Genomic DNA, 21,188 nt, shown 5'->3' with positions numbered 1-21,188 from the left:
ATGCGAGCCATGCGTGAAGGAGGCCGTCGTGAGACGAGTGCGCCCGGGGGCGGCGTCCCGCGGTGCTCTGACGAGCGTCGCGGCCGGGGACACCTATGAGGAGCCCAAGGACCTGCCCAGGCTGTGGCACGTCACCCTCAGCGTCTCCGGGGAGAAGGTCCCCCTGCCCGAACTGCGGCGGGCCCTGGAACAGCTCGCCCACGACCACCCCTTCCTGCTGACCAGCAGATACGCGACCGACCACGCCGAGATCCGGTACTGGGAAGAGGCCCGCGACCTGCACGACGCCGCCGCCGTGGCGCTGCGCCTGTGGGGCGAGCACCGGCAGAGCGCCGGCCTGCCACCCTGGGAGATCGTCGGCCTGGAGGTCATCGACCGCGAGACCTACCACCACCGCATCGCCGAGGGCTACGGCCCCGCCCCGGCGACACCGGTGGGGGTGCATCCGTTCTGAGCGGAGCCGGGTGGGCCGGGGGCGGCGAGCCGGGGCCGGGTGAGAGGGTGCCGAGTGGGTGCGCCGTGCCGGAGTGAGCGGGCCGGCCGTTCCCCGGCCCACGAAGGTTCACCCCTTTTGCGGTGTCTCGGGGTGTGGGACGACCGCTGAACCGCCGCGCCCCGCGCACTACCCTTCCCTCATGACCACGCTCTCGCCGTACGACTCGATGTCCCCGGTCACCCAGGCCGCCTACCGGGCCAAGGCCGCCGCCGCCGACCTCGCGCCGCTCCCGCGCGCCGTGAAGGACGACGCGCTGCTCGCCATCGCCGACGCCCTGGAGGTCCGGACCGCCGAGATCGTCGAGGCCAACGCCAAGGACGTGGCCAAGGCCCGCGAGAGCGGCACCAGCGAGGCCATCGTCGACCGCCTCACCCTCACCCCGGAGCGGGTCCGCGCCATCGCCTCCGACGTCCGTGACGTCGCGAAGCTGCCCGACCCGGTCGGCGAGGTCGTCCGCGGCTCCACCCTCCCCAACGGCATCGACCTGCGCCAGGTCCGCGTCCCGCTCGGCGTCGTCGGCATCATCTACGAGGCCCGCCCGAACGTCACCGTGGACGCCGCCGCCCTCTGCCTCAAGTCCGGCAACGCCGTCCTGCTGCGTGGCTCGGCCTCCGCCTACGAGTCCAACACCGCCCTGGTCCGGGTGATCCGCGACGCCGTCGGCGGCGCCGGGCTGCCCGCCGACGCCGTCCAGCTCGTGCCCGGCGAGAGCCGCGACTCCGTCCGCGAGCTGATGCGCGCCCGCGGCCTGGTCGACGTCCTCATCCCGCGCGGCGGCGCCTCCCTGATCCAGACCGTGGTCAACGAGTCCACCGTCCCCGTGATCGAGACCGGCACCGGCAACTGCCACGTCTACGTCGACGCCCAGGCCGACATCGACATGGCCATCGAGATCCTGATCAACTCCAAGGCCCAGCGGGTCAGCGTCTGCAACGCCGCCGAGACCCTCCTGGTCCACCAGGACATCGCCCCCGAGTTCCTGCCGCGCGCCCTGGACGCCCTCGCCGAGGCCGGCGTCACCGTCCACGCCGACGAGCGGGTCATGGCCTACGCCAAGGACTCCAAGGCCACCGTGGTCGAGGCGACCGCCGAGGACTGGGAGACGGAGTACCTGTCGTACGACATCGCCGCCGCGGTGGTGGATTCGCTGGACAAGGCCGTCGAGCACATCCGGCTGTGGACCTCCGGCCACACCGAGGCCATCGTCACCACCTCCCAGCAGGCCGCCCGCCGCTTCACCCAGCTGGTCGACTCCACCACCGTCGCCGTGAACGCCTCCACCCGCTTCACCGACGGCGGTCAGTTCGGCTTCGGCGCCGAGATCGGCATCTCCACCCAGAAGCTGCACGCCCGCGGCCCGATGGGCCTGCCGGAGCTGACCAGCACCAAGTACATCGTCACCGGCGACGGACACGTCCGCCGCTGAGGTTCACCCGTCCGGCCGCGGCCCACTGGTCCCGGAGGCCGTCCCGTGAACCGTCCCGCGGCCCGGCGGAAAAGGCGTCTCACCAGGCAGACGAATTTCCATACCGTCTGCCCAAATTGACCCCCCAGGTCTACTCTGGATCCGTGCCGGAGGACGTGGGGGGCACGCCGTTCCCTGACGGCTGGGAGCCCGACGACGACCACGACCACGGGGTGTCGGACGAAGAGTTCGCCTCCGTGGTCTTCGACGAGGCCTTCGTACAGGCGGCCACCTTCCACGAGCCGACCGCAGTGGAGCGCCTTCTGGCCGCGGCCCAGGCCAGAGCCGAGGCCTCCGAGGCGGAGGCCCGCCGCGCACGCGCCCGGGGCGAGCACTACGACGACGGCTACGGCCCCGAGGGCGCCGAATTCGGCCAAGATCACGACGATGACGAGCTGGACGACACCTACGTCGTCGGCGACCACCACGGCCCCTTCGGCGCCTACGGCAGGCAGGTCCGCTGGCACCGGCCCGTGGCCTGGATCCTCGCCGTCGTGATGGGCATCGGCATGGTCGCGCTGGCCTTCGCCGCCGTCTACCGGGGAAGCTCCTCGGGCACCCGCGACCGCGTGCCCACCCCCGCCTCCACCGGTCCGGAACAGGGTGGCGCGCCCGCCCCCGGCTCCGCCACCGATCACTCCCGGCCGGCCGTCTCAGCCATCCCGCCCTCCCCCTGAGCGCCCCGCCCGCGCTTGGTGAGAACCTGTCAGAAGTTGTCGCGCAGCGGGGCGTTTACCCGGCGCTCACGAGACCTACTCTGAAGGTATGGGCGGGCCTGGAGACCCACCGGAGGGGACACCCGAGGGCGGCCCCGGAGGTGCGGAGGACGAATACCGATCCGTCGTCTTCGACGAGTCGTTCGTCCGCGCTGCCCGCCTCCAGGAGTTCTCCGCAGAGGAGCGGATGGCCGACCACGCCCACGCCGTCCGCCGCCGCCCGCCCCTGCACCGGGGCCTCAGCCGGCAGGTCCTCGTCCTCGTCCTGCTGATCGCCGTCGCCTTCGCCACCGCGATCTACATGGGCGTCCGCCACCCCTACGGCTCCCCGCAGACCCGGCGGCCCGTGGAATCCCTGCGGATGACCGTCATCCCGCTCGCCCCCCAGGGCAAGGTGCCCGGCGCCGCGGACCCCGAGAGGCTCTACGCGCGCAGCCCCGCCGCCCCGTACGAGGCCGGCGCCGAAGGCATACCCCTGCCGGCCTCGCGCGGCACCGCCCACTTCTCCGACAGCCAGGTGGTGACCGCCCTCACCACCGCCAAGGACTACATCGTCCGCTCCTCGCTCTACCCCGAGGTGGTCAGCGGTCGCGAGGTCCGCCCCGCCCGGGCCCTGATCGACTCCGACCAGCTCGACCAGTTCGACCAGAGCTTCGACCACCCGGCGGCGGACGGCCGGCACGCGGCCACGGGCTGGGTCGTCCGCATCGACCCCGCCCGGGCCCAGCTGGCCGACGACAGGATCCGCGTCTTCGGCAGCCTGCACGCCGCCGAAGCCGACGCGGCGACCCTGGAGGTCACCGCCGACCACACCTTCGTCTACGCCCTGCGCCCCACCGGCGCCGCCGCCGACACCCCCGCCTCCCTCTTCACGGTCCGCCGCGAGGTGACCTTCCACTTCGACCGCGACGACCTGCGCACCCACCAGATCGAGCTGGTCACGTCCTACGTCCAGGCGGGCCCCCTCGCCTGCGCCGAGGACGCCTCGGCCTACCTCCGTCCCCTCCTGGCCGGGCAGACGGCCCGGTCGGGCGGCCCCGCGGGCACCAACCCCTACGAGACGGACAGCGCCACGGCCCTGTGCGGGACGCTGGCCACCGGCGCCCAGCCGAAGGTGTGAGGGGCACGGGGGCGCGGCGGGAACGCGGGACGTGAGGGGCGCGGAGGGGGAGCGGCGCCGGTGGTGGTCGCCCTCTGCCGGGCCTGGCGGCTACTCCTCGCCGCCGCCCGGGGCGTCCCCCTTCGCCGACGGCGGGCTCCGGAAGCCGTCGAAGCCACGCCGGACCCGGCCGCCCAGGTCGCCCGCGCCGCCCGCGAGGTCGGTGACCAGCTTCATCAGCGGGTCCTTGGAGGTCTTCACATCGCTCGCGTAGCTGGCCGCCGACTCGCGGAAGGAGTCACTGACGGAGGCGTCCCTGTCCGCGCTGCGCCGTGCGTAGTGCCCGTCCATGATCCGCTGGAAGTCCCGGGACTCGGCCCACTTCTTCAGCTCGGCGGCCCGCACGGTGGTGAACGGGTGCGAGCGGGGCAGCACGTTCAGGATCTTCAGCACCGAGTCGCGCAGATCGCCCCCGGAGTCGTACTCCTCGGCCTGCTCCAGGAACGCGTCCACGTTCATCTCGTGCAGATGGTTGCCACCCGCGATCTTCATCAGCCCCCGCATCGAGGCCCGGACGTCCTGGCCCACCAGCAGGCCCGCCCGGTCGGCGGACAGCTCCGACTTGCGGAACCACTCCCGCAGCGCCGTGATGATCGCCATGATCGCCAGGTTGCCCAGCGGGATCCAGGCGACCTTCAGCGCGAGGCTCGTCAGGAACAGCAGGATGGTGCGGTACACCGAGTGCCCGGACAGCGCGTGCCCCACCTCGTGCCCGACGACCGCCCGCATCTCCTCCTCGTCGAGCAGCTCCACCAGGCCCGTGCTGACCACGATGATCGGCTCGTCGAGGCCGATGCACATCGCGGTCGGCTGCGGGTCCTGCGTGACGTACATCGGCGGGACCTTCTGAAGGTCCAGGATGTAACAGGCGTCCAGCAGCATGTCGTGCAGGTGCGAGAACTGCCGCTCGGAGACCCGCACCGAGTCGGACAGGAACAGCAGCCTGAGGCTCCGCTCCGGCAGCAGCCCGCTGAGCGCCTTGAAGACGGTGTCGAACCCGCTGAGCTTGCGCAGCGCGACCAGGGCCGAGCGGTCGGCCGGGTGCTCGTACGCGCGCGTGGAGATCCCCGGGAAGCGCCTGCGCTGCCTGCTCGGCACCCGCTCGTGCCCCGTGTGCTGGTGGCCGTCGTCGGACATGTCTTCCCCCATGTGCGTCTGAGTGCCCGCTGTGCCCCCGAGGCGGGGCCCAGCCTAGGCGGAGATACCGTGGACGGGCAGTACACCCGAAGGAGTCCACGTCATGGAGCACCACCCCGCAGCCGCCTGGCTGACCGAGGCCGCCGCGAGCGCCGTCCAGCAGCACGGGTCAGGAAACCTGCTCCGCGTCGTGCTGATCGTGATGGTCCTCGGCTGTGTACTGACCGCCTGGTTCCTGCTGCGCGGCTACAAGCGGAAGGACGACTGACGAGCGTCGAAAGTTCCCCGCCGGCGGGCGTTGACCGCTGCGCGCCGCGTGCGAGCCGCCGGTGCCCTCCGGGGTCAACGGCGGAGTCGGCGTGATCGCCGCACGGCCGCCCGCTTACGATGAGCCGACATCTTTATTCCGCCCACACGCGATAGGTCCTGCCGAAGATGAGCTTCCACAGCGCAGCAGCCCAGTTGGTCACCCTTGCCGCCGAGGGCGAGCAGCACGGCGGAAACCACAACAGCCTGAACCCGGCCCTCACCGGCGGCGGCGCCCTGTTCATCCTGCTCCTGCTGCTGTGGATCACCACGCGCTTCAACCGCGACCGCTGAGCGGGGCACCCGTCCCCGGCCGGACGTCCGAGGCCGGGCCGGTAGGGTCTGCACGCATGGGAGAGCAGGACATGCCTACCGGTCCGGCACACGAGACCGCCGACGACACGGTGAAGCAGCCGCAGCACGGACCGGGCAACGGCCCCGCCCACACCGGCAAACGGCGTCTCGGCGTCATGGGCGGAACGTTCGACCCGATCCACCACGGGCACCTCGTGGCGGCAAGCGAGGTCGCCGCGCAGTTCCACCTGGACGAGGTGGTGTTCGTCCCCACCGGCCAGCCGTGGCAGAAGTCCCACCGCAAGGTCTCCCCGGCCGAGGACCGCTACCTGATGACGGTCATCGCGACCGCCGAGAACCCGCAGTTCTCCGTCAGCCGCATCGACATCGACCGCGGCGGCCCCACCTACACCGTCGACACCCTGCGCGATCTGCGGGCCCTCAACCCCGACACCGACCTGTTCTTCATCACCGGCGCCGACGCCCTCGCCCAACTGCTGACCTGGCGCGACTCGGAGGAACTGTTCTCCCTCGCGCACTTCATCGGCGTCACCCGCCCCGGGCACCACCTGACCGACCCCGGCCTGCCGGAAGGCGGAGTCTCGCTCGTCGAGGTGCCCGCGCTCGCCATCTCGTCCACAGAGTGCCGTGCGAGAGTCGCCAAGGGAGACCCCATCTGGTACATGGTGCCGGACGGAGTCGTGCGCTACATCGACAAGCGCGAGCTGTACCGCGGCGAGTGAGCCGAGAGGGGCACCGGTGAACGACCGATACGACGCGGGTGACGCAGGCTACGGCGCCGGCCCGTACGAAGTCGTCGGCTACGACGAGTACGGCCGGCCCGTGTACGGGCAGGTCCCGGCACAGCAGGCTCCGCAGTCCCACCAGGCGGCCTACGACCCGTACGCCCAGCAGCAGGGCTACGGCTACGACCCCTACGCCACCGGCCAGCAGCCGCAGGCGCCCTCCTACGGCTCCGTCCAACAGCCGCACGCCTACGACCCGTACGGCACCCAGGCCCCGTACGACCCGTATGCCACCGGCACCCAGGACGCCACCGGCTACGACCCCTACGGGCAGGCGGCGGGCAGCGGACAGCAGCCCCGGGCCGCCGAGCAGACCGCCTACATCCCGCAGCAGGCCGGCCCCGCGGAGAACACCCGTATCCAGGACGACACCCGGTTCCCCCAGGACACCCGCACCCCGGAGGAGACCGAGCCGCCCGCGGGGGAAGGGGACTACCACACCGAGCAGTTCGCCTTCGTCGAGGAGCCGGACGGCGACTCCGAGGACGTCATCGACTGGCTGAAGTTCACGGAGAACCGCACCGAGCGCCGAGAGGAGGCCCGCCGCCGCGCCCGCAGCCGGATCATCGCCCTTCTCGTCGTCCTCGCCCTCGTCGCGGTCGCCGGTGTCGGCTACCTCTGGTTCGCCGGAAAACTGCCCGGCCTGTCCTCGTCCGACGGCAAGGCCGGCACCGCCACGCCGGTCACCGCCCAGAAACGCGATGTGATCGTCGTCCACCTGCACAACACCGGCAAGAGCGGCACCTCCACCGCGCTGCTGGTCGACAACACCACCACCAAGCAGGGCACCACGGTCCTGCTGCCCAACGCCCTCGCGCTGACCGACGACGACGGCTCCACCACGACCCTCGCCAAGTCCGTGGACGACGACGGTGCCTCCGGCACCCGCGACCAGCTCGACACGGTCCTGGGCACCAGAATCCAGGGCACCTGGCGCCTCGACACCCCCTACCTGCAGAACCTCGTCGAACTCGTCGGCAACATCGAGATCGACACCAACACCGACGTGCCCGACCCGGACACCAAGAAGAAGGGCACCGCGCCGCTCGTCCACAAGGGCCAGGACCAGACCCTCAGCGGCAAGATGGCCGTCGCCTACGCCACCTACCGCGCCGCCGGCGAGTCCGAGAACGCCCAGCTGGAGCGGTTCGGCCAGGTCATGCAGGGCGTGCTGCGCAAGATGTCCTCCGACCCCTCGTCCGCCACCACCACCGTGCAGACCCTCGCGCAGATCCTGGACCCGCCGCTGACCGACAAGGACCTCGGCGGTTTCCTCGCCAAGCTCGCCGACCTCGCCAAGAGCGGCGACTACAGAACCGCCCTGCTGCCCGTGCAGTCCGACGGCACCCTCACCGCGCGGACCAGCGACAGCGTGGTGAAGGACATCCTCGGCGGCACCGCCAAGAGCCCCGACGCCGGCTCCTCGGTCCGGGTCTCCGTCCAGAACGCCACCGGTGTGAAGGACGACACGGAGAAGGCGCGCGTCGTGCTCCTCAACGGCGGCTTCACCTTCCTGGAGGGCGGCGCCGCCTCCGGCACCCAGGCCGCCTCGAAGGTGCTCTACGCAAACGCCGCCGACAAGGCGAACGCCACCGAGGTCGCCAAGACCCTCGGGCTGCCCGCCGGCTCCGTGACCAAGGGCAGTGTCTCCTCCGGCGCCGACGTCTCGGTGATCCTCGGCAGCGACTACAAGCCGTCCTCCTCCTGACCCCGAGCCGCCGCCGAACCGCAGCGCGGCCGGGGGCACCCCACGTGATGCCGTAATCACGTGGGGTGCGCCGGGCGGTCCGTGAGACCCTTGATGACAAACGACCGCCGACGGAAAGCCATGTAGTGACCGCCACCGACCGTTCTCTTGAGCTCATCAACACCGCCGCCCAGGCGGCGGCCGACAAGCTCGCCCACGACGTCATCGCCTACGACGTGAGCGACGTGCTGTCGATCACGGACGCCTTCCTGCTGGCATCCGCCCCGAACGACCGCCAGGTCAAGGCCATCGTCGACGAGATCGAGGAGCGCCTCCTGAAGGACCTCGGGGCCAAGCCGGTCCGCCGCGAGGGCGACCGTGAGTCCCGCTGGATCCTGCTCGACTACGTCGACATCGTCGTCCACGTCCAGCACAGCGAGGAGCGCGTCTTCTACGCCCTGGAGCGGCTGTGGAAGGACTGCCCCGAGCTGGAGCTGCCCGCCGACGCCAAGGCCACCCGCGGCAAGGCGGAGGAGCACGCCAGGGCGCAGGCCGCCGAGGCCGACCAGGAACCGGGCGGGGCGTGGTGAGCGCCACCGGCGAGGTGACCGACCGCAGGGGCCGGGGCCGCCGCCTCATCCTGTGGCGGCACGGCCAGACCTCCTGGAACGTGGAGCGCCGCTTCCAGGGCACCACGGACGTCGAGCTGACCGAGACGGGCCTCGGCCAGGCCCGCCGCGCCGCCCGGCTCCTCGCCTCCCTGCGGCCCGACGCGATCGTCTCCTCGGACCTGCGGCGGGCCGCGCACACGGCCGCCGAGCTGGCCGCCCTCACCGGCCTCGACGTCACCCACGACGAGGGGCTGCGCGAGACCTTCGCGGGCGTCTGGCAGGGGCTGACGCACGAGGAGATCATCGCCCGCTACGGCGCGGAGTACGCCGCCTGGAAGCGCGGCGAGGCGGTCCGCCGCGGCGGCGGCGAACTGGAGACCGAGGTCGCCGACCGCGCCGCCCCCGTCGTGCTGCGGCACGCCGAGAAGCTGCCGGAGGACGGCACGCTCGTCGTCGTCAGCCACGGCGGCACCATCCGCACCACCATCGGCCGGCTCCTCGGCCTGGAGGCCCGGCACTGGGAGAGCCTCGGCGGACTCTCCAACTGCTGCTGGTCCGTGCTCGGCGAGGGCGCCCGCGGCTGGCGCCTGCTGGAGCACAACGCGGGCACCCTCCCGGAGCCCGTCCTCGGCGACGACGACTGACCGTCCCGAGGTGCCCGACCCCGGATTTCACTTTCTGGCAGGTCACAGGCTAAAGTTCTTCTTGTTCGCCCCGCCGAGCGGGAAGAACGCGAGGGGCTATAGCTCAGTTGGTAGAGCGCCTGCATGGCATGCAGGAGGTCAGGAGTTCAATTCTCCTTAGCTCCACTGATCGACACTCTGTTGAGTTGTCAAGGATCGGTGATGAGGATCCCGTCCCCGCAGGGGGCGGGATTTTCTGCATCCAGCTGCCTTCATTTCTTCAGCGCCGGCGGCCACACCCGCTCTCGTCGCTCCCGCAGCACCGCGGTCTTCGCCCGCGTCTCCTCGTCCTCCGGCGTGTAGACCACGATCCGGCACTCGGGCATCCCGTCGATGGAGAGCGACTGCGAGGTCATCCGCATCTCGCCCACGGCCGTGTGGCGGAACACCTTCACCCGGGGACCCGGAGGCGCCACCTCACCGCTCGCCCACAGCTCGGCGAACCAGGGGCTCGCCGCCGACAGCCCGCGTATGTACTCCTCCCAGGTCGGCTCGCCCACGTGTCTGCCGTAGGACGACCGCAGGGTCGCCACCATCAACGGCAGCTCCTTCTTCCGGTGCACCAGCGGACAGGCCCTCTCCGGCAGTGTGAACAGCGTCCACAGCACGTTCGGCATGCCGATCCGGAGGGTCTCGGGGACCAGGAACAGGTCCCGGTAGGCCGCGTTGGTGGCCAGGACGTCGTACCGCGCGTTGTAGACCGTCGCCGGCATCGGGTCGAGGGCGTCGATGATGCCCTGCACCTCCGGGCTGATCCGTCGGGTCAGCCCTTCGGGGTCCGGCTGGAACGGCACCTCCGCGAGCCGGTACAGGTGCTCCCGCTCCGGCGGGTCCAGCCGCAGCGTCCGCGCGACCGCGTCCAGTACCTGCGGCGAGGCGTTGATCGGCCGGCCCTGCTCCAGCCACGTGTACCAGGTCACGCCCACGCCCGAGAGCTGGGCGACCTCCTCCCGGCGCAGCCCGGGTGTGCGCCGCCGCAGGCCCGGCGGCATCCCCACATCGGCCGGTGTGACCCGCGCCCGCCTGCTGCGCAGAAAGGCGGCCAGTTCGGGCCTGCGTCGCTGTGTCCTCGTCCCCATCGTCATGCCCCCGTCGTCCCCGTCGTCCCCGTCTCATCGTCGGCACCCGGACCCGCCCATGCCAGGTGCTGGCAGTACCAGCATCGGCGGGCACTCGGCACCGGTACCGGCCCGTCGTCACGCTCGACGCCATGACGACGACATCCCGTACCGGTCCGGGCACCGAGCCGGTCCCGAACCTTGCGACCAGTGAAGCACCCGCCACTGACAGTGACGTCCCGGCCGCCGGCCGGGCCGTCTCACCCATCACGGACAGTGAAGCACCCGCCACTGACAATCGGCCCCGGCTGCTGCTCGGCGTGCTGCTCGCCGCCCTGTTCATGGCGGCCCTCGACGTCTTCATCGTGAACGTCGCGGCCCCGACGATCGGTTCCGGACTGCACGCCTCCGGCGCCGACCTGCAGCTGGTCATCGCCGGCTACACCATCACCTACTCCGTGCTCCTGATCACCGGGGCCCGGCTCGGCGACCGGCTCGGCCACGGCCGGGTCCACTTCGCCGGTCTGGCCCTGTTCACCGCGGCCTCGCTCGCCTGCGGACTGGCTCGGGGATCGACCGAGCTGATCGTGTTCCGGCTGGTGCAGGGCGCGGGCTCGGCGCTGATGATCCCGCAGGTGCTCAGCCTCATCCAGCGCACCTTCACCGGGGAGGCCCGGGCGCGGGCGCTCGGCGCCTACTCGGCCGTCCTGGCCGTCGGTGCGGCGGCCGGACAGGTCGCCGGCGGGGTGCTGGTCAGCGCCGACCTGTTCGGCGCCGGCTGGCGGCCGGTGTTCCTGGTCAACGTGCCGGTGGGCGCGCTGCTGCTCGTGCTGGGCCGGTGGGTCCTGCCGCTGGGCCGTGCGGGCGGGCGGGAGCGGGGCCGGGCGCTCGACCTGCCTGGCCTGGTGCTGCTCGGCGCCGCCGTGTCGCTGCTGACGGTGCCGCTGGTGCTCGGGCAGGAGGAGGACTGGCCGCTGTGGTCCTGGCTGTCGCTGGCCGCGGCGGCGGTGCTGTTCGCCCTGTTCTGCGGCTACGAGTCCCGGCTGGCCAGGCGTGGCGGCGCCCCGCTCATCACGCCCCGGGTGCTGCGGCATCCCGGCATCGGTCTCGCCGTCTTCCGGATCCTCGCCGTGATGTCGGTCAACGCCGGCTTCCTGTTCGCGCTGACCCTGCACGTCCAGGGCGGCCTCGGCTACAGCGCCCTGCGGGCGGGACTGAGTTTCGCGCCGACCGCGGCCGTCTTCGGCGCCGTCAGCCTCACCTGGCGAAGGTGGCCGGCCGCCTGGCAGCGGGCCCTCGTGCCGGCCGGGTTCGCGCTCACCGCGGTGTCCGTCGCCGTCGTCGGGCTCGCCTTCCACGGCGGCGGTGACGGGGGAGCGGTCCTGTACGCGGGGTACGCGGGCACGGGTGCCGGGCTGGCTCTCGCCTTCAGCCCGACGCTCACCGGGGCCCTGGCCACCGTGCGGCCCGAGGACGCGGCGGACGCCAGCGGCCTGCTGGCGACGGTCGCGCAACTCGGTCAGCTGATCGGCGTCGCCGCTTTCGGCACACTGTTCCTGAACCGGCTTGAGTCGTTCGGGGCGCTGCGCTCGTATCCCTCTGCGGAGGCCTTCTCGGTGTGCGCCTGGGCACTGGCCGGAACGGCTGCGGCGGGAGCCGTGTCCGGACTGGTACTGAGGCGTCGCTGACCGTATCGGTCCGGTCGTGGCAGAATCAAACGGCCGGAAGGGGGCGCGGCCCGACGGGAGGGAGTAGCGATGCCTGCGAGCATCCTTGAGGAGGTCGGCCACCTCCTCGGTGCGGCGTTGATACGGGACACGACCGCCCGGCTGAGCTGCCCTTCCTGCGGTTCCGCGCATGTGGCGCAGGTCCTCGGCGACAACGGCGGAATCTCCTACGTGTGCACGGCCTGCGGCCACAGCTGGAGCTGATCGATGGGTGCACACAGGCGAAAGTGCGACTGGTGCGGGAGCGGTACCCCGATCGTCCGTGACATGGAGCCGATCAATCCCGATTACCAGTACTGGTGCGAGGAATGCGCGCGGGCGCTGATCATAAAAGGCGACCCGATCGAGACATACCGGGAACTGGAGGGCGAGCCGATCTACGGACGCCTCCTGGAGGAGCACTGCACGCTCAAGAGGTTCTACCAGTTCGTCACGGCTTGACGCGGACCCCGCCCGTCCCGGACTTCGGCAACGATGTCCGGGTCAGCGCGAGGAAGAGCACGCCGACGCCTCCGTAGACGGCCGACAGCGTCAACTCCGCGCCCGACTGGTGCAGTTCCGGCCGCCCGGGCCCGTGCGGCACCCACCACGGGGCGTACGAGCAGAACACCAGCAGGGTGGCCACGGCCGCCGTCCGGTGCCCGCGCGTCCACAGCAGCAGTACCAGCGGGACACACCACACCCAGTGGTGGGTCCAGGAGACCGGGCTGATCAGCAGGGCCGTGACCGCGCAGGCACACACCGCCCAGGCCCGCTTCCCCCGCAACTCCGCCCGGACGGCCACGGCGAGGCCCAGGACGGCCACCACGGCCACGCAGGTCATCCACAGGGCTCCCGGGTCGGGTGTACGCAGAAGGCGGGCGAGAACGCCGCGCAGGGCTTGATTGGCGGTGTCCTCGGCGTGCCCGACCCGGCTCGCGCGGAACAGCATCCCCGTCCAGAACCGCCAGGAGTCGTACGGCAGGACGGCCGCCGCCAGCAGCGTCGCCCCGGCGAACGCGACGGCCGCCCCGCGCGCGTGCCGCAGCCACGGCTCCCCGTGACCGCCCCTCAGACGGGCCACCAGGCCCGTGGCGAGCAGGAACACCGGGAACAGCGCGGGCGTCAGCTTCACCGCCGCGGCCAGCCCGAGGCCCACCCCCGTCCAGCGGTCGTACCCGCCGGCGGGACGGCGGGTCAGGTCCCACAGCACCAGGACGGCCAGCAGCAGGTTGATCTGGCCGTACCGCACGGTGGTCCACACCGGCTCGCACCACACGGCCGGCGCCGCGACCCACCAGACGGTCTCCACGCGCGCGTGGCCGACGAGTTTCAGCGACAGCCGGACGAACACCACCAGCAGCGCCAGGTTCCCGGCCGTCGCCAGCTCCCGCAGGAGTGCGGTGTCCAGCGACGGCAGCGGCGTGAACAGCAGGGCCGCGAACGGCGGATAGGTGGTGGGCAGGTGTGCGGCCGTCGCGCGCAGCGCGTACAGGTCGCCGCCGGCGCGCACGGTGGCGCCCTCGGCCCGGTAGACCATCAGATCGATCATGGACACGTGCGCACCCCGCTGAGCGGCCCAGAAGGCCGCGAAGGACACCAGGCACACACCCAGCGCGACCGGGATCCTGCGGTGGGCTGAGGGCGACGGGACCATGGTCATGAAAACCGACATTAGCGGGCGTATCGGCGCAGAGCGGAAACCGATTTTGTGCTGCGCCCTCCGCCCTGTAATGTTTACGTCGTCGCCGGGGGAACCGGGCGAAACAACAGAACAAGGGGCTATAGCTCAGTTGGTAGAGCGCCTGCATGGCATGCAGGAGGTCAGGAGTTCAATTCTCCTTAGCTCCACAGAAGTCGAAGGCGGACCATCCTGACGGATGGTCCGCCTTCGGCGTGTTGCGACACGGCACGGCCGGGCGAAGGGGGCGGGCCGCCCGGTACGGGTGACCCACCCCTCGCGTGTGCTCAGCGGCCGAGCGCGCGCCGGCCGCGGCCCTGGGAGAGGACCGGCAGGTTGCGCGACGGCGCCTGCCCGCGCGTGTCCTCCTCGAGGCGCAGGGCCAGCGCCGGGCAGCGGCGCACCGCGCGCAGCGCCTTGGCCTCCGCGTAGCGCGGCACCTGCGCCTGGGCCACCGTCGGGAAGCCGTCGGCGCCGAGCTCGAACACCTCCGGGAGGATGTCCGCGCACAGCCCGTGGCCCCGGCAGAGCGTCCAGTCGACGTAGATCTTCTGGCGGCTGGCGCCGGTCTCCGCGGGCTCTCCGCCGCCCGGCACCCCCGTAGGGGCCCTGCCCCCCTCGAAGAGCGGCAGAACGCCTTCCACGGGCCGTCCGCAGCCGTTGCCGAGGACGTGCGCGGCCAGGTCGTCGGTGAACGCCTTGATGGTCGACTCCAGGAACATCGCCGAGCCGTCCGGGTGCGAACACGCCCCACGCCGCTTCACGTTCTTCGCGACCTGCTTCAGCGCTTCCAGGGCGGCCGGTCCGCCGCCGTTCAGGATGTCCTCCATCCCGCGCGCGGCGGCGGGCAGCCCCAGGTAGCAGGGTCCGCACTGGCCCGCGCTCTCCTCGGCCAGCCACTGCGCCACCCGCAGCGACTCGCCCAGCGGGCACGTCTCCTGGCTGATCGGCAGGATCGCGCCCGCGCCCAGCGAACCGCCCACCGCGTCCAGCGAGTTGCGGGAGACGATCGCCTCGTTGACGGTCGCCGCGTCGATCCACTTGCCGTGGTAGCCGCCGGTCAGCACGCCCTGCGGCACCGGCGGGGCGCCGGCCAGCTGCAGCACGTAGCGCAACGGCACTCCCGTGGGGACCTCGATCACCATCGGGCGGGCGACCGCGCCGGACACCGTGAGCATCACGGTGCCCGGTTCGTCGTACAGACCGGTGTTGCCGTAGCGCTCCGGGCCGATGCGGGCGGCGATGGCCAGCTGCGCGAACGTCTCCGCGTTGGACAGCAGCGTGGGCGCTCCGCCGATGCCGCTCTGCGAGGCGCTGATCTTGCGGCCGGGCGGGATCGCCGGGCCGCCGTCGATGGAGCGGATCAGCGAGGCGGCGGCGCCGGTGACCATGCGCACCGGATTGCGCTGCACCCACGCGCGCAGCGCCGATCTACGGCTGTTGCTCAGCCCGCGTTCGGCGAGCGCGGCCTCCATGGAGCGCTGCGTGGACTCCCGGGTGACGCCGATGACGAGCGTGCGTGCGCCGAGCGCCTCGGCGCACAGCAGGGCGCCGTCGAGGATGAGGTGCGGGGCACGGTTGATCAGCACCGTGTCCTTGCGGCAGGCCGGTTCGTCCTCGCTGCCGTTGACCACGACGACCGGCCGCACCCCGCGCTTGATCGCCGATTCGGCGACCGAGCGCAGCTTCTTGTGGAAGGGGAAGCCGGCGCCGCCGCGGCCCTTGAGGTTGATGCCTTCGGCGAGCTGGGCGAGCTGCTCGCCGCCCAGCGGGTCGAGCGGCCCGTGCACCTTCAGGTGCATGGCCAGATCGAGCCGCTCCACAAGGTCGAAACCCGACGTGAGCTGGGGAAGCCCGACCACGCGGACTTCGGGGACGTCGGGCAGGGCCTCGTTCACTTAAAGCCTCCGGAAGGCGTGTTCCAAGGTTCGCCCGAACCCGGTGTCTCGTAGGACGAGCCGGGCAGCGTTTCGGTGGCGGGACCGCTGTTGAACGTGTCACTCGGGTTGTACGTGCCGTAGAGGCCGTTTGTCTCACCGGTGTCGTACACGTCACTTCCGCCGTATCCAGGCGTGCCCGGATTGCCATAGACCGGGATGGTGTATCCGGTGTCCTGGAGCGGGTCGTACGCGGACGGCGGGGCCTCGCCGACCGGCGGCGGGGACGGGATCGGCCAACTGCCCGAGGTGCTGGAGGGGCCGTCCACGCGCGGGATGGCCTCCGTCGGCCGCAGATCCATGGGTACGTCCATGCGGGCGGTCTGGTCGGTCATGTAGGGCTGCTGGGGGCGGCCCGGCGTGGAGACCGCGCGGTAGGCCGCCGCGAAGCCGGAGGCGGGCTCGGCGCCGGGGGCGGCCGGGGTCTGGTAGAGCGGGGATGCCGCCGTGTCGGCGGACGCCATGCGTGGCTCGCGCCGGCTCTCGAAGCCGGGCAGCGCCGGCTCGGCCACCCGTGAGCGGCTCGCGTCCAGCTCGTCGAGCCCGGGCCGCTCCGAGCTGCCGAACAGGGCCACCAGCCGGTCGGCGACCTTGCGCTTGACCGGGCGCGGCGCGGCGCGCAGCGCGAGGGCGCCCATCACGGCGAGCAGGGAGAGGCTGTAGAGGATCACGAAGACCGGCTTGGCCGAGCGACCCGCGTAGAGGCCGTGGACCAGCGCGGCGCACCAGGCCGGGTAGGCCAGCATGTGCATGGCCCGCCAGCGGGCGGCGACCGGGGCCGGGGTGGCGAAATTGCTGCGCAGGGCGCCGGTGATGCCCACGAAGATCATCAGCAGGCCCGCGAGCGAGCCCAGTCCGATCAGGCCGGCGATTCCGGTGACGCCGAGCGAGAACGGAATGATCGCGGCGATCAGTTTCGTGTGGCCGAGCGCGATCTTCGTGGTGATGTGCAGCAACAGGAACGCGATCGAGGCGACCGCGGTCGTCCGGTGCACCGCCTGGCCGATGATCCGCTGCCGTGTGTTGAGGAAGATCCGGTCCTGGGCGAACAGGCCCCAGATCACCGAGCAGCTCAGCGAGACGAGGGACAGCACGCCCGCGCCGAAGTTCAGGAACTCGCGGAACTGGCTGCCTCCGACCAGCACGACCACGGGTATGAGCAGCAGGACGACAGCGGACGCCACCCCATAGGCCGAGCGGCCCGTTTTGGGGAGCGAGCTGGTACTACGACGAGGGTTCATGGGGGCAACTCCGAGCAGTTTCGGGAAAGCGGTCCCGCTGCCGCACTCTAAGTGGCGCCATACCGATCAGTACGGGGTTTGAGTTATTGCGTTATCAACGGACCATGCGACTGGGGGAGGTGTCCTATAGGGGACGTTACGCGAAGTAATCATTGACCTTCGTTCAGTTCCGGTGGGCTTCGTGACATGTCCACCAGGGATACGGAAGCGCCTCGCGGCTTGCTCAAGGGCTGCGGTACCCTGACGCCATGCGTGCCGTACGCCTTCTGCTTAGCGGGCCGCGCTGATCAGTACCGACCCCGGTCCACCCGTGAGGTCGGCATCGGCGCGGCGTCCCCTCCTGTGCGAGGGGTTTTTTCGTTTCTTTGAATGTCACAGCCGCAGGCAGAGACGATCGATGGAGCTTTGAGGATCATGAGCGAGACGAACCCCGCTGCCACCGCCGCGTCGGCGGAGGCCGCGCCGCACCGCTACACGGCCGCCAGGGCAGCCGAGATCGAGGCACGCTGGCAGGACTTCTGGGACGCGGACGGCACCTACGCGGCGGCGAACCCCACGGGCGACCTGGCGGGTGACCCCGAGCTGGTCGCCAAGCCCAAGAAGTTCATCATGGACATGTTCCCGTACCCCTCCGGTGCGGGCCTGCACGTCGGCCACCCGCTGGGCTACATCGCCACCGACGTCTACGCCCGGTTCCAGCGCATGACCGGCCACAACGTCCTGCACACCCTGGGCTTCGACGCCTTCGGCCTGCCCGCCGAGCAGCACGCCGTCACGACCGGCGAGCATCCGCGGATCACCACCGAGGCCGCCATCAACAACATGAAGTCCCAGCTGCGCCGGCTGGGCCTGGGCCACGACAAGCGCCGGTCGTTCGCCACGATCGACCCGGACTACTACAAGTGGACCCAGTGGATCTTCCTGCAGATCTTCAACTCCTGGTACGACGAGGAGGCGCGGAAGGCCCGCCCGATCTCCGAGCTGATCGCCCAGTTCGAGTCCGGTGAGCGCGCCGTTCCGGGCTCCACGCGCGCGTGGAACGAGCTGACCGCCACCGAGCGCGCCGACATCCTGGGCGAGTACCGCCTGGCCTACGCCTCCGAGGCGCCCGTCAACTGGTGCCCGGGCCTGGGCACTGTGCTGGCCAACGAGGAGGTCACCGCCGACGGCCGCTCCGAGCGGGGCAACTTCCCGGTCTTCAAGGCCAAGCTGCGCCAGTGGAACATGCGCATCACCGCCTACGCCGACCGGCTGCTGGAGGACCTGGAGGAGCTGGACTGGCCCGAGGCCATCAAGCTGCAGCAGCGCAACTGGATCGGCCGCAGCGAGGGCGCCCGCGTCGACTTCCCGATCGACGGCGAGCGCATCACGGTCTTCACCACCCGGCCGGACACCCTGTTCGGCGCGACCTACATGGTGCTGGCGCCCGAGCACCCGCTGGTCGAGAAGTTCACCCCCGAGGCGTGGCCGGAGGGCACGCACGAGGTGTGGACCGGCGGCCACGCCAGCCCGGCCGAGGCCGTCGCCGCCTACCGCGCGCAGGCCGCCTCCAAGTCCGACGTCGAGCGGCAGGCCGAGGCCAAGGACAAGACCGGCGTCTTCACCGGCGCTTTCGCGACCAACCCGGTCAACGGCGAGCAGGTCCCGGTCTTCATCGCCGACTACGTCCTGATGGGCTACGGCACCGGCGCGATCATGGCCGTCCCGGCACACGACAGCCGCGACTTCGCCTTCGCGCGCGCCTTCGAGCTGCCGATCCGCTGCGTGGTCGAGCCGACCGACGGCCGTGGCACCGACCCGTCCACCTGGGACGACGCCTTCGTCTCCTACGACGCGAAGATCGTTAACTCCGACAGCGACGACGTGAGGCTGAACGGCCTGGGCGTGGTCGAGGCCAAGGCGCGCATCACCGAATGGCTGGAGCGCGAGGGCATCGGCGAGGGCACCGTCAACTTCCGGCTGCGCGACTGGCTGTTCAGCCGCCAGCGCTACTGGGGCGAGCCCTTCCCGATCGTCTACGACGAGGACGGCGTCGCCCACGCGCTGCCCGAGTCGATGCTGCCGCTGGAGCTGCCCGAGATCGAGGACTACAGCCCGCGCACCTTCGACCCGGACGACGCCGACACCCAGCCCGAGACGCCGCTGTCGCGCAACGAGGAATGGGTCAACGTCACGCTGGACCTGGGTGACGGCCCCAAGAAGTACCGCCGCGAGACCAACACCATGCCCAACTGGGCCGGTTCCTGCTGGTACGAGTTCCGCTACCTGGACCCGCACAACGACCAGAAGCTGGTCGACCCGGAGATCGAGCGGTACTGGATGGGCCCGCGCGAGGGCCGGCCGCACGGCGGTGTCGACCTGTACGTCGGCGGCGCCGAGCACGCCGTGCTGCACCTGCTGTACGCGCGCTTCTGGTCCAAGGTCCTGTACGACCTGGGGCACGTCTCCTCCGCGGAGCCGTTCCACAAGCTGTTCAACCAGGGCATGATCCAGGCCTACGTCTACCGCGACAGCCGTGGCATCGCGGTGCCGGCCGCCGAGGTGGAGGAGCGCGACGGCGCCTACTACTACCAGGGTGAGAAGGTCAGCCGCCTGCTGGGCAAGATGGGCAAGTCCCTGAAGAACGCGGTGACTCCGGACGAGATCGCCGCCGAGTACGGCGCCGACACGCTGCGCCTGTACGAGATGGCCATGGGCCCCCTGGACGTCTCCCGCCCGTGGGACACGCGCGCGGTGGTCGGCCAGTTCCGGCTGCTGCAGCGGCTGTGGCGCAACATCGTCGACGAGAACACCGGCGAGGTCACCGTCACCGACGCCGAGCCCGACGAGGAGACCCTGCGCGCCCTGCACAAGGCGATCGACGGCGTGCGCCAGGACCTGGAGGGCCTGCGCTTCAACACCGCCATCGCCAAGGTCACCGAGCTGAACAACCACCTGACCAAGGCCGGTGCCGCGGTGCCGCGGTCCGTGGCCGAGCCGCTGGTGCTGATGGTCGCCCCGCTGGCCCCGCACATCGCCGAGGAGCTGTGGCGCAGGCTGGGCCACACCGACTCGGTCGTCCACCAGGACTTCCCGGTCGCCGATCCGGCCTACGTCGTGGACGAGACCGTGACCTGTGTCGTGCAGGTCAAGGGCAAGGTCAAGGCCCGGCTGGAGGTGCCGCCCACCATCTCCGAGGAGGAACTGGAGAAGGTGGCGCTGGCCGACGACAAGGTCGTCGCGGCGCTGGACGGCGCGGCCATCCGCAAGGTGATCGTGCGCGCGCCGAAGCTGGTCAACATCGTCCCGGCGTAACAACCGGAGTCTTTTCGCCGGCTCGGGGTAGTCCCCTACGGGCAGGTTCGGGGTTCTTCCGGAACTCCGGGCCTGCCCGCTGCGTTTACCGTGGAGAGCACAGCGGCTTGTGCCGTACCGGCCGGAGGAGGAGCGCCATGGAAGTCGTGCTGACCGTGTTCGCCCTGCTCTTCCTGCTGTTCGTCGCCCTGGGCGCGTACGCCACGGTCAAGGCGGTCGGCGCCGCCAAACGCGGCGTGGACCGGACCATCGCGCAGGCCCGCCGCACGGTCGAGGACCACACCCTGCGCGCCAAGTCCTTCGCGCAGATGGGCCCCGCCGGCGAGCTCGCCCAGCTGCGGCTCGCGCTGCGCACCTCCATGCGCGCCACCCAGGAGGCGCTGCACGCGGCCGTGGCCGAGGACGAGTCGCTGAAGGAGTCCTTCGGCCTCTTCGAACGGCTCAGCGCGCACGGACACGAGCTGGACGCCGACCTCAAGCGTCTGGAGTCCGAGCCGGACCGGGCCATGCTCACCGCGCGCCTGCCCGAACTGCGCAGCCGCACCGAGCGGATCACCAAGTCCGCGGACTCCCTGCGCTGGGCCGTCCGCGACCGGGCCCGCCGCTTCGCCGACGACGATCTGGGCCCCCTCAGCGCACAGATCGACATCGAAGCGGACGCCCTGCGCCACTGGACGCGGGCCGAGCCCGGGCAGGCACCCCCGCCGTGGCCCGACGCGCCCGCCACCGCCGGCGGCCAGGCCACGGAACAGACCTGGCGCAAGGCGCCCGGGGCCCCCGCCGCCGAGGAGCCCGCGCCCGAGGCGATCGCCCCGCCGTCATGGCGCCCCACCGCCCCATGGCAGAAGAAGCCCCGCCCCGAGAGCACCACATGAGCGAGCCGGACCCGGACCGCAGGACAGGGGCCGGGC

General features: G+C 71.4%; 20 protein-coding genes and 2 tRNA genes. 17 read left to right on the top strand and 5 right to left on the bottom strand.

What is annotated here, in order from left to right:
• The first annotated feature begins 28 nt into the window (after positions 1-28).
• The 4 genes from AB0L21_RS08075 to AB0L21_RS08060 all read left to right on the top strand — a co-directional run bounded on the left by AB0L21_RS08075 (position 29) and on the right by AB0L21_RS08060 (position 3,797).
• Positions 29-454, top strand: a complete 426-nt coding sequence (locus tag AB0L21_RS08075) for a hypothetical protein (RefSeq protein ID WP_103810746.1) — start codon at positions 29-31, stop codon at positions 452-454.
• A gap of 181 nt (positions 455-635) precedes the next feature.
• Positions 636-1,922: a glutamate-5-semialdehyde dehydrogenase gene (locus AB0L21_RS08070; RefSeq protein WP_365782823.1), complete on the top strand. Its 1,287-nt coding sequence runs from the start codon at positions 636-638 to the stop codon at positions 1,920-1,922.
• Positions 1,923-2,038: 116 nt separating this feature from the next.
• Complete coding sequence (locus AB0L21_RS08065) at positions 2,039-2,638, top strand: hypothetical protein (RefSeq protein WP_365782821.1); 600 nt, start codon at positions 2,039-2,041, stop codon at positions 2,636-2,638.
• Between the two features lie 88 nt (positions 2,639-2,726).
• Positions 2,727-3,797, top strand: coding sequence for a hypothetical protein (locus tag AB0L21_RS08060; RefSeq protein ID WP_365699508.1), 1,071 nt, complete (start codon positions 2,727-2,729; stop codon positions 3,795-3,797).
• 90 nt (positions 3,798-3,887) lie between these two features.
• On the opposite strand, the gene AB0L21_RS08055 is transcribed toward AB0L21_RS08060, so the two are convergent.
• A complete protein-coding gene (locus AB0L21_RS08055) occupies positions 3,888-4,973 on the bottom strand; it encodes a M48 family metallopeptidase (protein WP_365699507.1) in 1,086 nt (361 codons plus the stop codon).
• Between the two features lie 103 nt (positions 4,974-5,076).
• On the opposite strand from AB0L21_RS08055, the gene AB0L21_RS08050 reads away from it, so the two are divergent.
• From AB0L21_RS08050 to AB0L21_RS08020, 7 genes are all read left to right on the top strand, one after another.
• Positions 5,077-5,241: a hypothetical protein gene (locus AB0L21_RS08050; protein ID WP_189813311.1), complete on the top strand. Its 165-nt coding sequence runs from the start codon at positions 5,077-5,079 to the stop codon at positions 5,239-5,241.
• A 167-nt stretch (positions 5,242-5,408) separates the two neighbouring features.
• Entirely contained in the window at positions 5,409-5,573 is a 165-nt protein-coding gene (locus tag AB0L21_RS08045; RefSeq protein WP_014672678.1) for a hypothetical protein, read from the top strand.
• A 56-nt stretch (positions 5,574-5,629) separates the two neighbouring features.
• Entirely contained in the window at positions 5,630-6,316 is a 687-nt protein-coding gene (gene nadD, locus AB0L21_RS08040) for a nicotinate-nucleotide adenylyltransferase (RefSeq protein WP_365782819.1), read from the top strand.
• Between the two features lie 16 nt (positions 6,317-6,332).
• The gene (locus AB0L21_RS08035; RefSeq protein ID WP_365782817.1) at positions 6,333-8,087 is read left to right on the top strand and encodes a LytR C-terminal domain-containing protein; all 1,755 of its coding nucleotides are present in this window, start codon (positions 6,333-6,335) and stop codon (positions 8,085-8,087) included.
• 125 nt (positions 8,088-8,212) lie between these two features.
• A complete protein-coding gene (gene rsfS / locus AB0L21_RS08030; protein ID WP_014672675.1) occupies positions 8,213-8,656 on the top strand; it encodes a ribosome silencing factor in 444 nt (147 codons plus the stop codon).
• Positions 8,650-9,321, top strand: a complete 672-nt coding sequence (locus AB0L21_RS08025; RefSeq protein ID WP_365782815.1) for a histidine phosphatase family protein — start codon at positions 8,650-8,652, stop codon at positions 9,319-9,321. Before rsfS ends, AB0L21_RS08025 begins: the two co-directional genes overlap by 7 nt.
• Positions 9,322-9,413: 92 nt before the next feature.
• A tRNA-Ala gene (locus tag AB0L21_RS08020) sits at positions 9,414-9,486 on the top strand.
• Positions 9,487-9,572: 86 nt separating this feature from the next.
• Here AB0L21_RS08020 and AB0L21_RS08015 read toward each other — a convergent pair.
• Positions 9,573-10,439, bottom strand: coding sequence for a helix-turn-helix transcriptional regulator (locus tag AB0L21_RS08015; protein ID WP_365782853.1), 867 nt, complete (start codon positions 10,437-10,439; stop codon positions 9,573-9,575).
• Between the two features lie 302 nt (positions 10,440-10,741).
• On the opposite strand from AB0L21_RS08015, the gene AB0L21_RS08010 reads away from it, so the two are divergent.
• The 3 genes from AB0L21_RS08010 (at position 10,742) to AB0L21_RS08000 (ending at position 12,586) form a co-directional block, all read left to right on the top strand.
• Complete coding sequence (locus AB0L21_RS08010) at positions 10,742-12,106, top strand: MFS transporter (RefSeq protein WP_365782851.1); 1,365 nt, start codon at positions 10,742-10,744, stop codon at positions 12,104-12,106.
• A 69-nt stretch (positions 12,107-12,175) separates the two neighbouring features.
• The gene (locus AB0L21_RS08005; RefSeq protein ID WP_365699502.1) at positions 12,176-12,349 is read left to right on the top strand and encodes a hypothetical protein; all 174 of its coding nucleotides are present in this window, start codon (positions 12,176-12,178) and stop codon (positions 12,347-12,349) included.
• A 3-nt stretch (positions 12,350-12,352) separates the two neighbouring features.
• Positions 12,353-12,586 carry a hypothetical protein gene (locus AB0L21_RS08000; protein WP_030653820.1) on the top strand — a complete coding sequence of 78 codons (234 nt, stop codon included), beginning with the start codon at positions 12,353-12,355 and terminating at the stop codon, positions 12,584-12,586.
• Here AB0L21_RS08000 and AB0L21_RS07995 read toward each other — a convergent pair.
• Positions 12,576-13,787 carry a glycosyltransferase 87 family protein gene (locus AB0L21_RS07995; protein ID WP_365782813.1) on the bottom strand — a complete coding sequence of 404 codons (1,212 nt, stop codon included), beginning with the start codon at positions 13,785-13,787 and terminating at the stop codon, positions 12,576-12,578. The genes AB0L21_RS08000 and AB0L21_RS07995 overlap by 11 nt on opposite strands.
• Positions 13,788-13,902: 115 nt before the next feature.
• Here AB0L21_RS07995 and AB0L21_RS07990 point away from each other — a divergent pair.
• Positions 13,903-13,975, top strand: a tRNA-Ala gene (locus AB0L21_RS07990).
• 117 nt (positions 13,976-14,092) lie between these two features.
• On the opposite strand, the gene AB0L21_RS07985 is transcribed toward AB0L21_RS07990, so the two are convergent.
• Both AB0L21_RS07985 and AB0L21_RS07980 read right to left on the bottom strand, forming a co-directional pair.
• Positions 14,093-15,703 (bottom strand): NADH-ubiquinone oxidoreductase-F iron-sulfur binding region domain-containing protein, encoded by a 1,611-nt coding sequence (locus AB0L21_RS07985; RefSeq protein ID WP_365782811.1) that lies wholly within the window; start codon positions 15,701-15,703, stop codon positions 14,093-14,095.
• A complete protein-coding gene (locus tag AB0L21_RS07980; protein ID WP_365699498.1) occupies positions 15,700-16,983 on the bottom strand; it encodes a cytochrome b/b6 domain-containing protein in 1,284 nt (427 codons plus the stop codon). The genes AB0L21_RS07985 and AB0L21_RS07980 overlap by 4 nt, the downstream gene beginning before the upstream one ends.
• A 414-nt stretch (positions 16,984-17,397) precedes the next feature.
• Here AB0L21_RS07980 and leuS point away from each other — a divergent pair, with 414 nt between their 5' ends.
• Both leuS and AB0L21_RS07970 read left to right on the top strand, forming a co-directional pair.
• On the top strand, positions 17,398-20,277 hold the full coding sequence (gene leuS / locus AB0L21_RS07975) for a leucine--tRNA ligase (protein WP_365699497.1): 2,880 nt from the start codon (positions 17,398-17,400) through the stop codon (positions 20,275-20,277).
• 137 nt (positions 20,278-20,414) lie between these two features.
• Complete coding sequence (locus AB0L21_RS07970; RefSeq protein WP_365782809.1) at positions 20,415-21,152, top strand: hypothetical protein; 738 nt, start codon at positions 20,415-20,417, stop codon at positions 21,150-21,152.
• Positions 21,153-21,188 lie beyond the last annotated feature (36 nt).

Source organism: Streptomyces sp. NPDC052721 (assembly GCF_040678315.1).
Taxonomy (GTDB): Bacteria; Actinomycetota; Actinomycetes; order Streptomycetales; family Streptomycetaceae; genus Streptomyces.
Note: the sequence above shows the minus strand (reverse complement) of the source record. Positions and strands in the feature narration are given on the sequence as shown.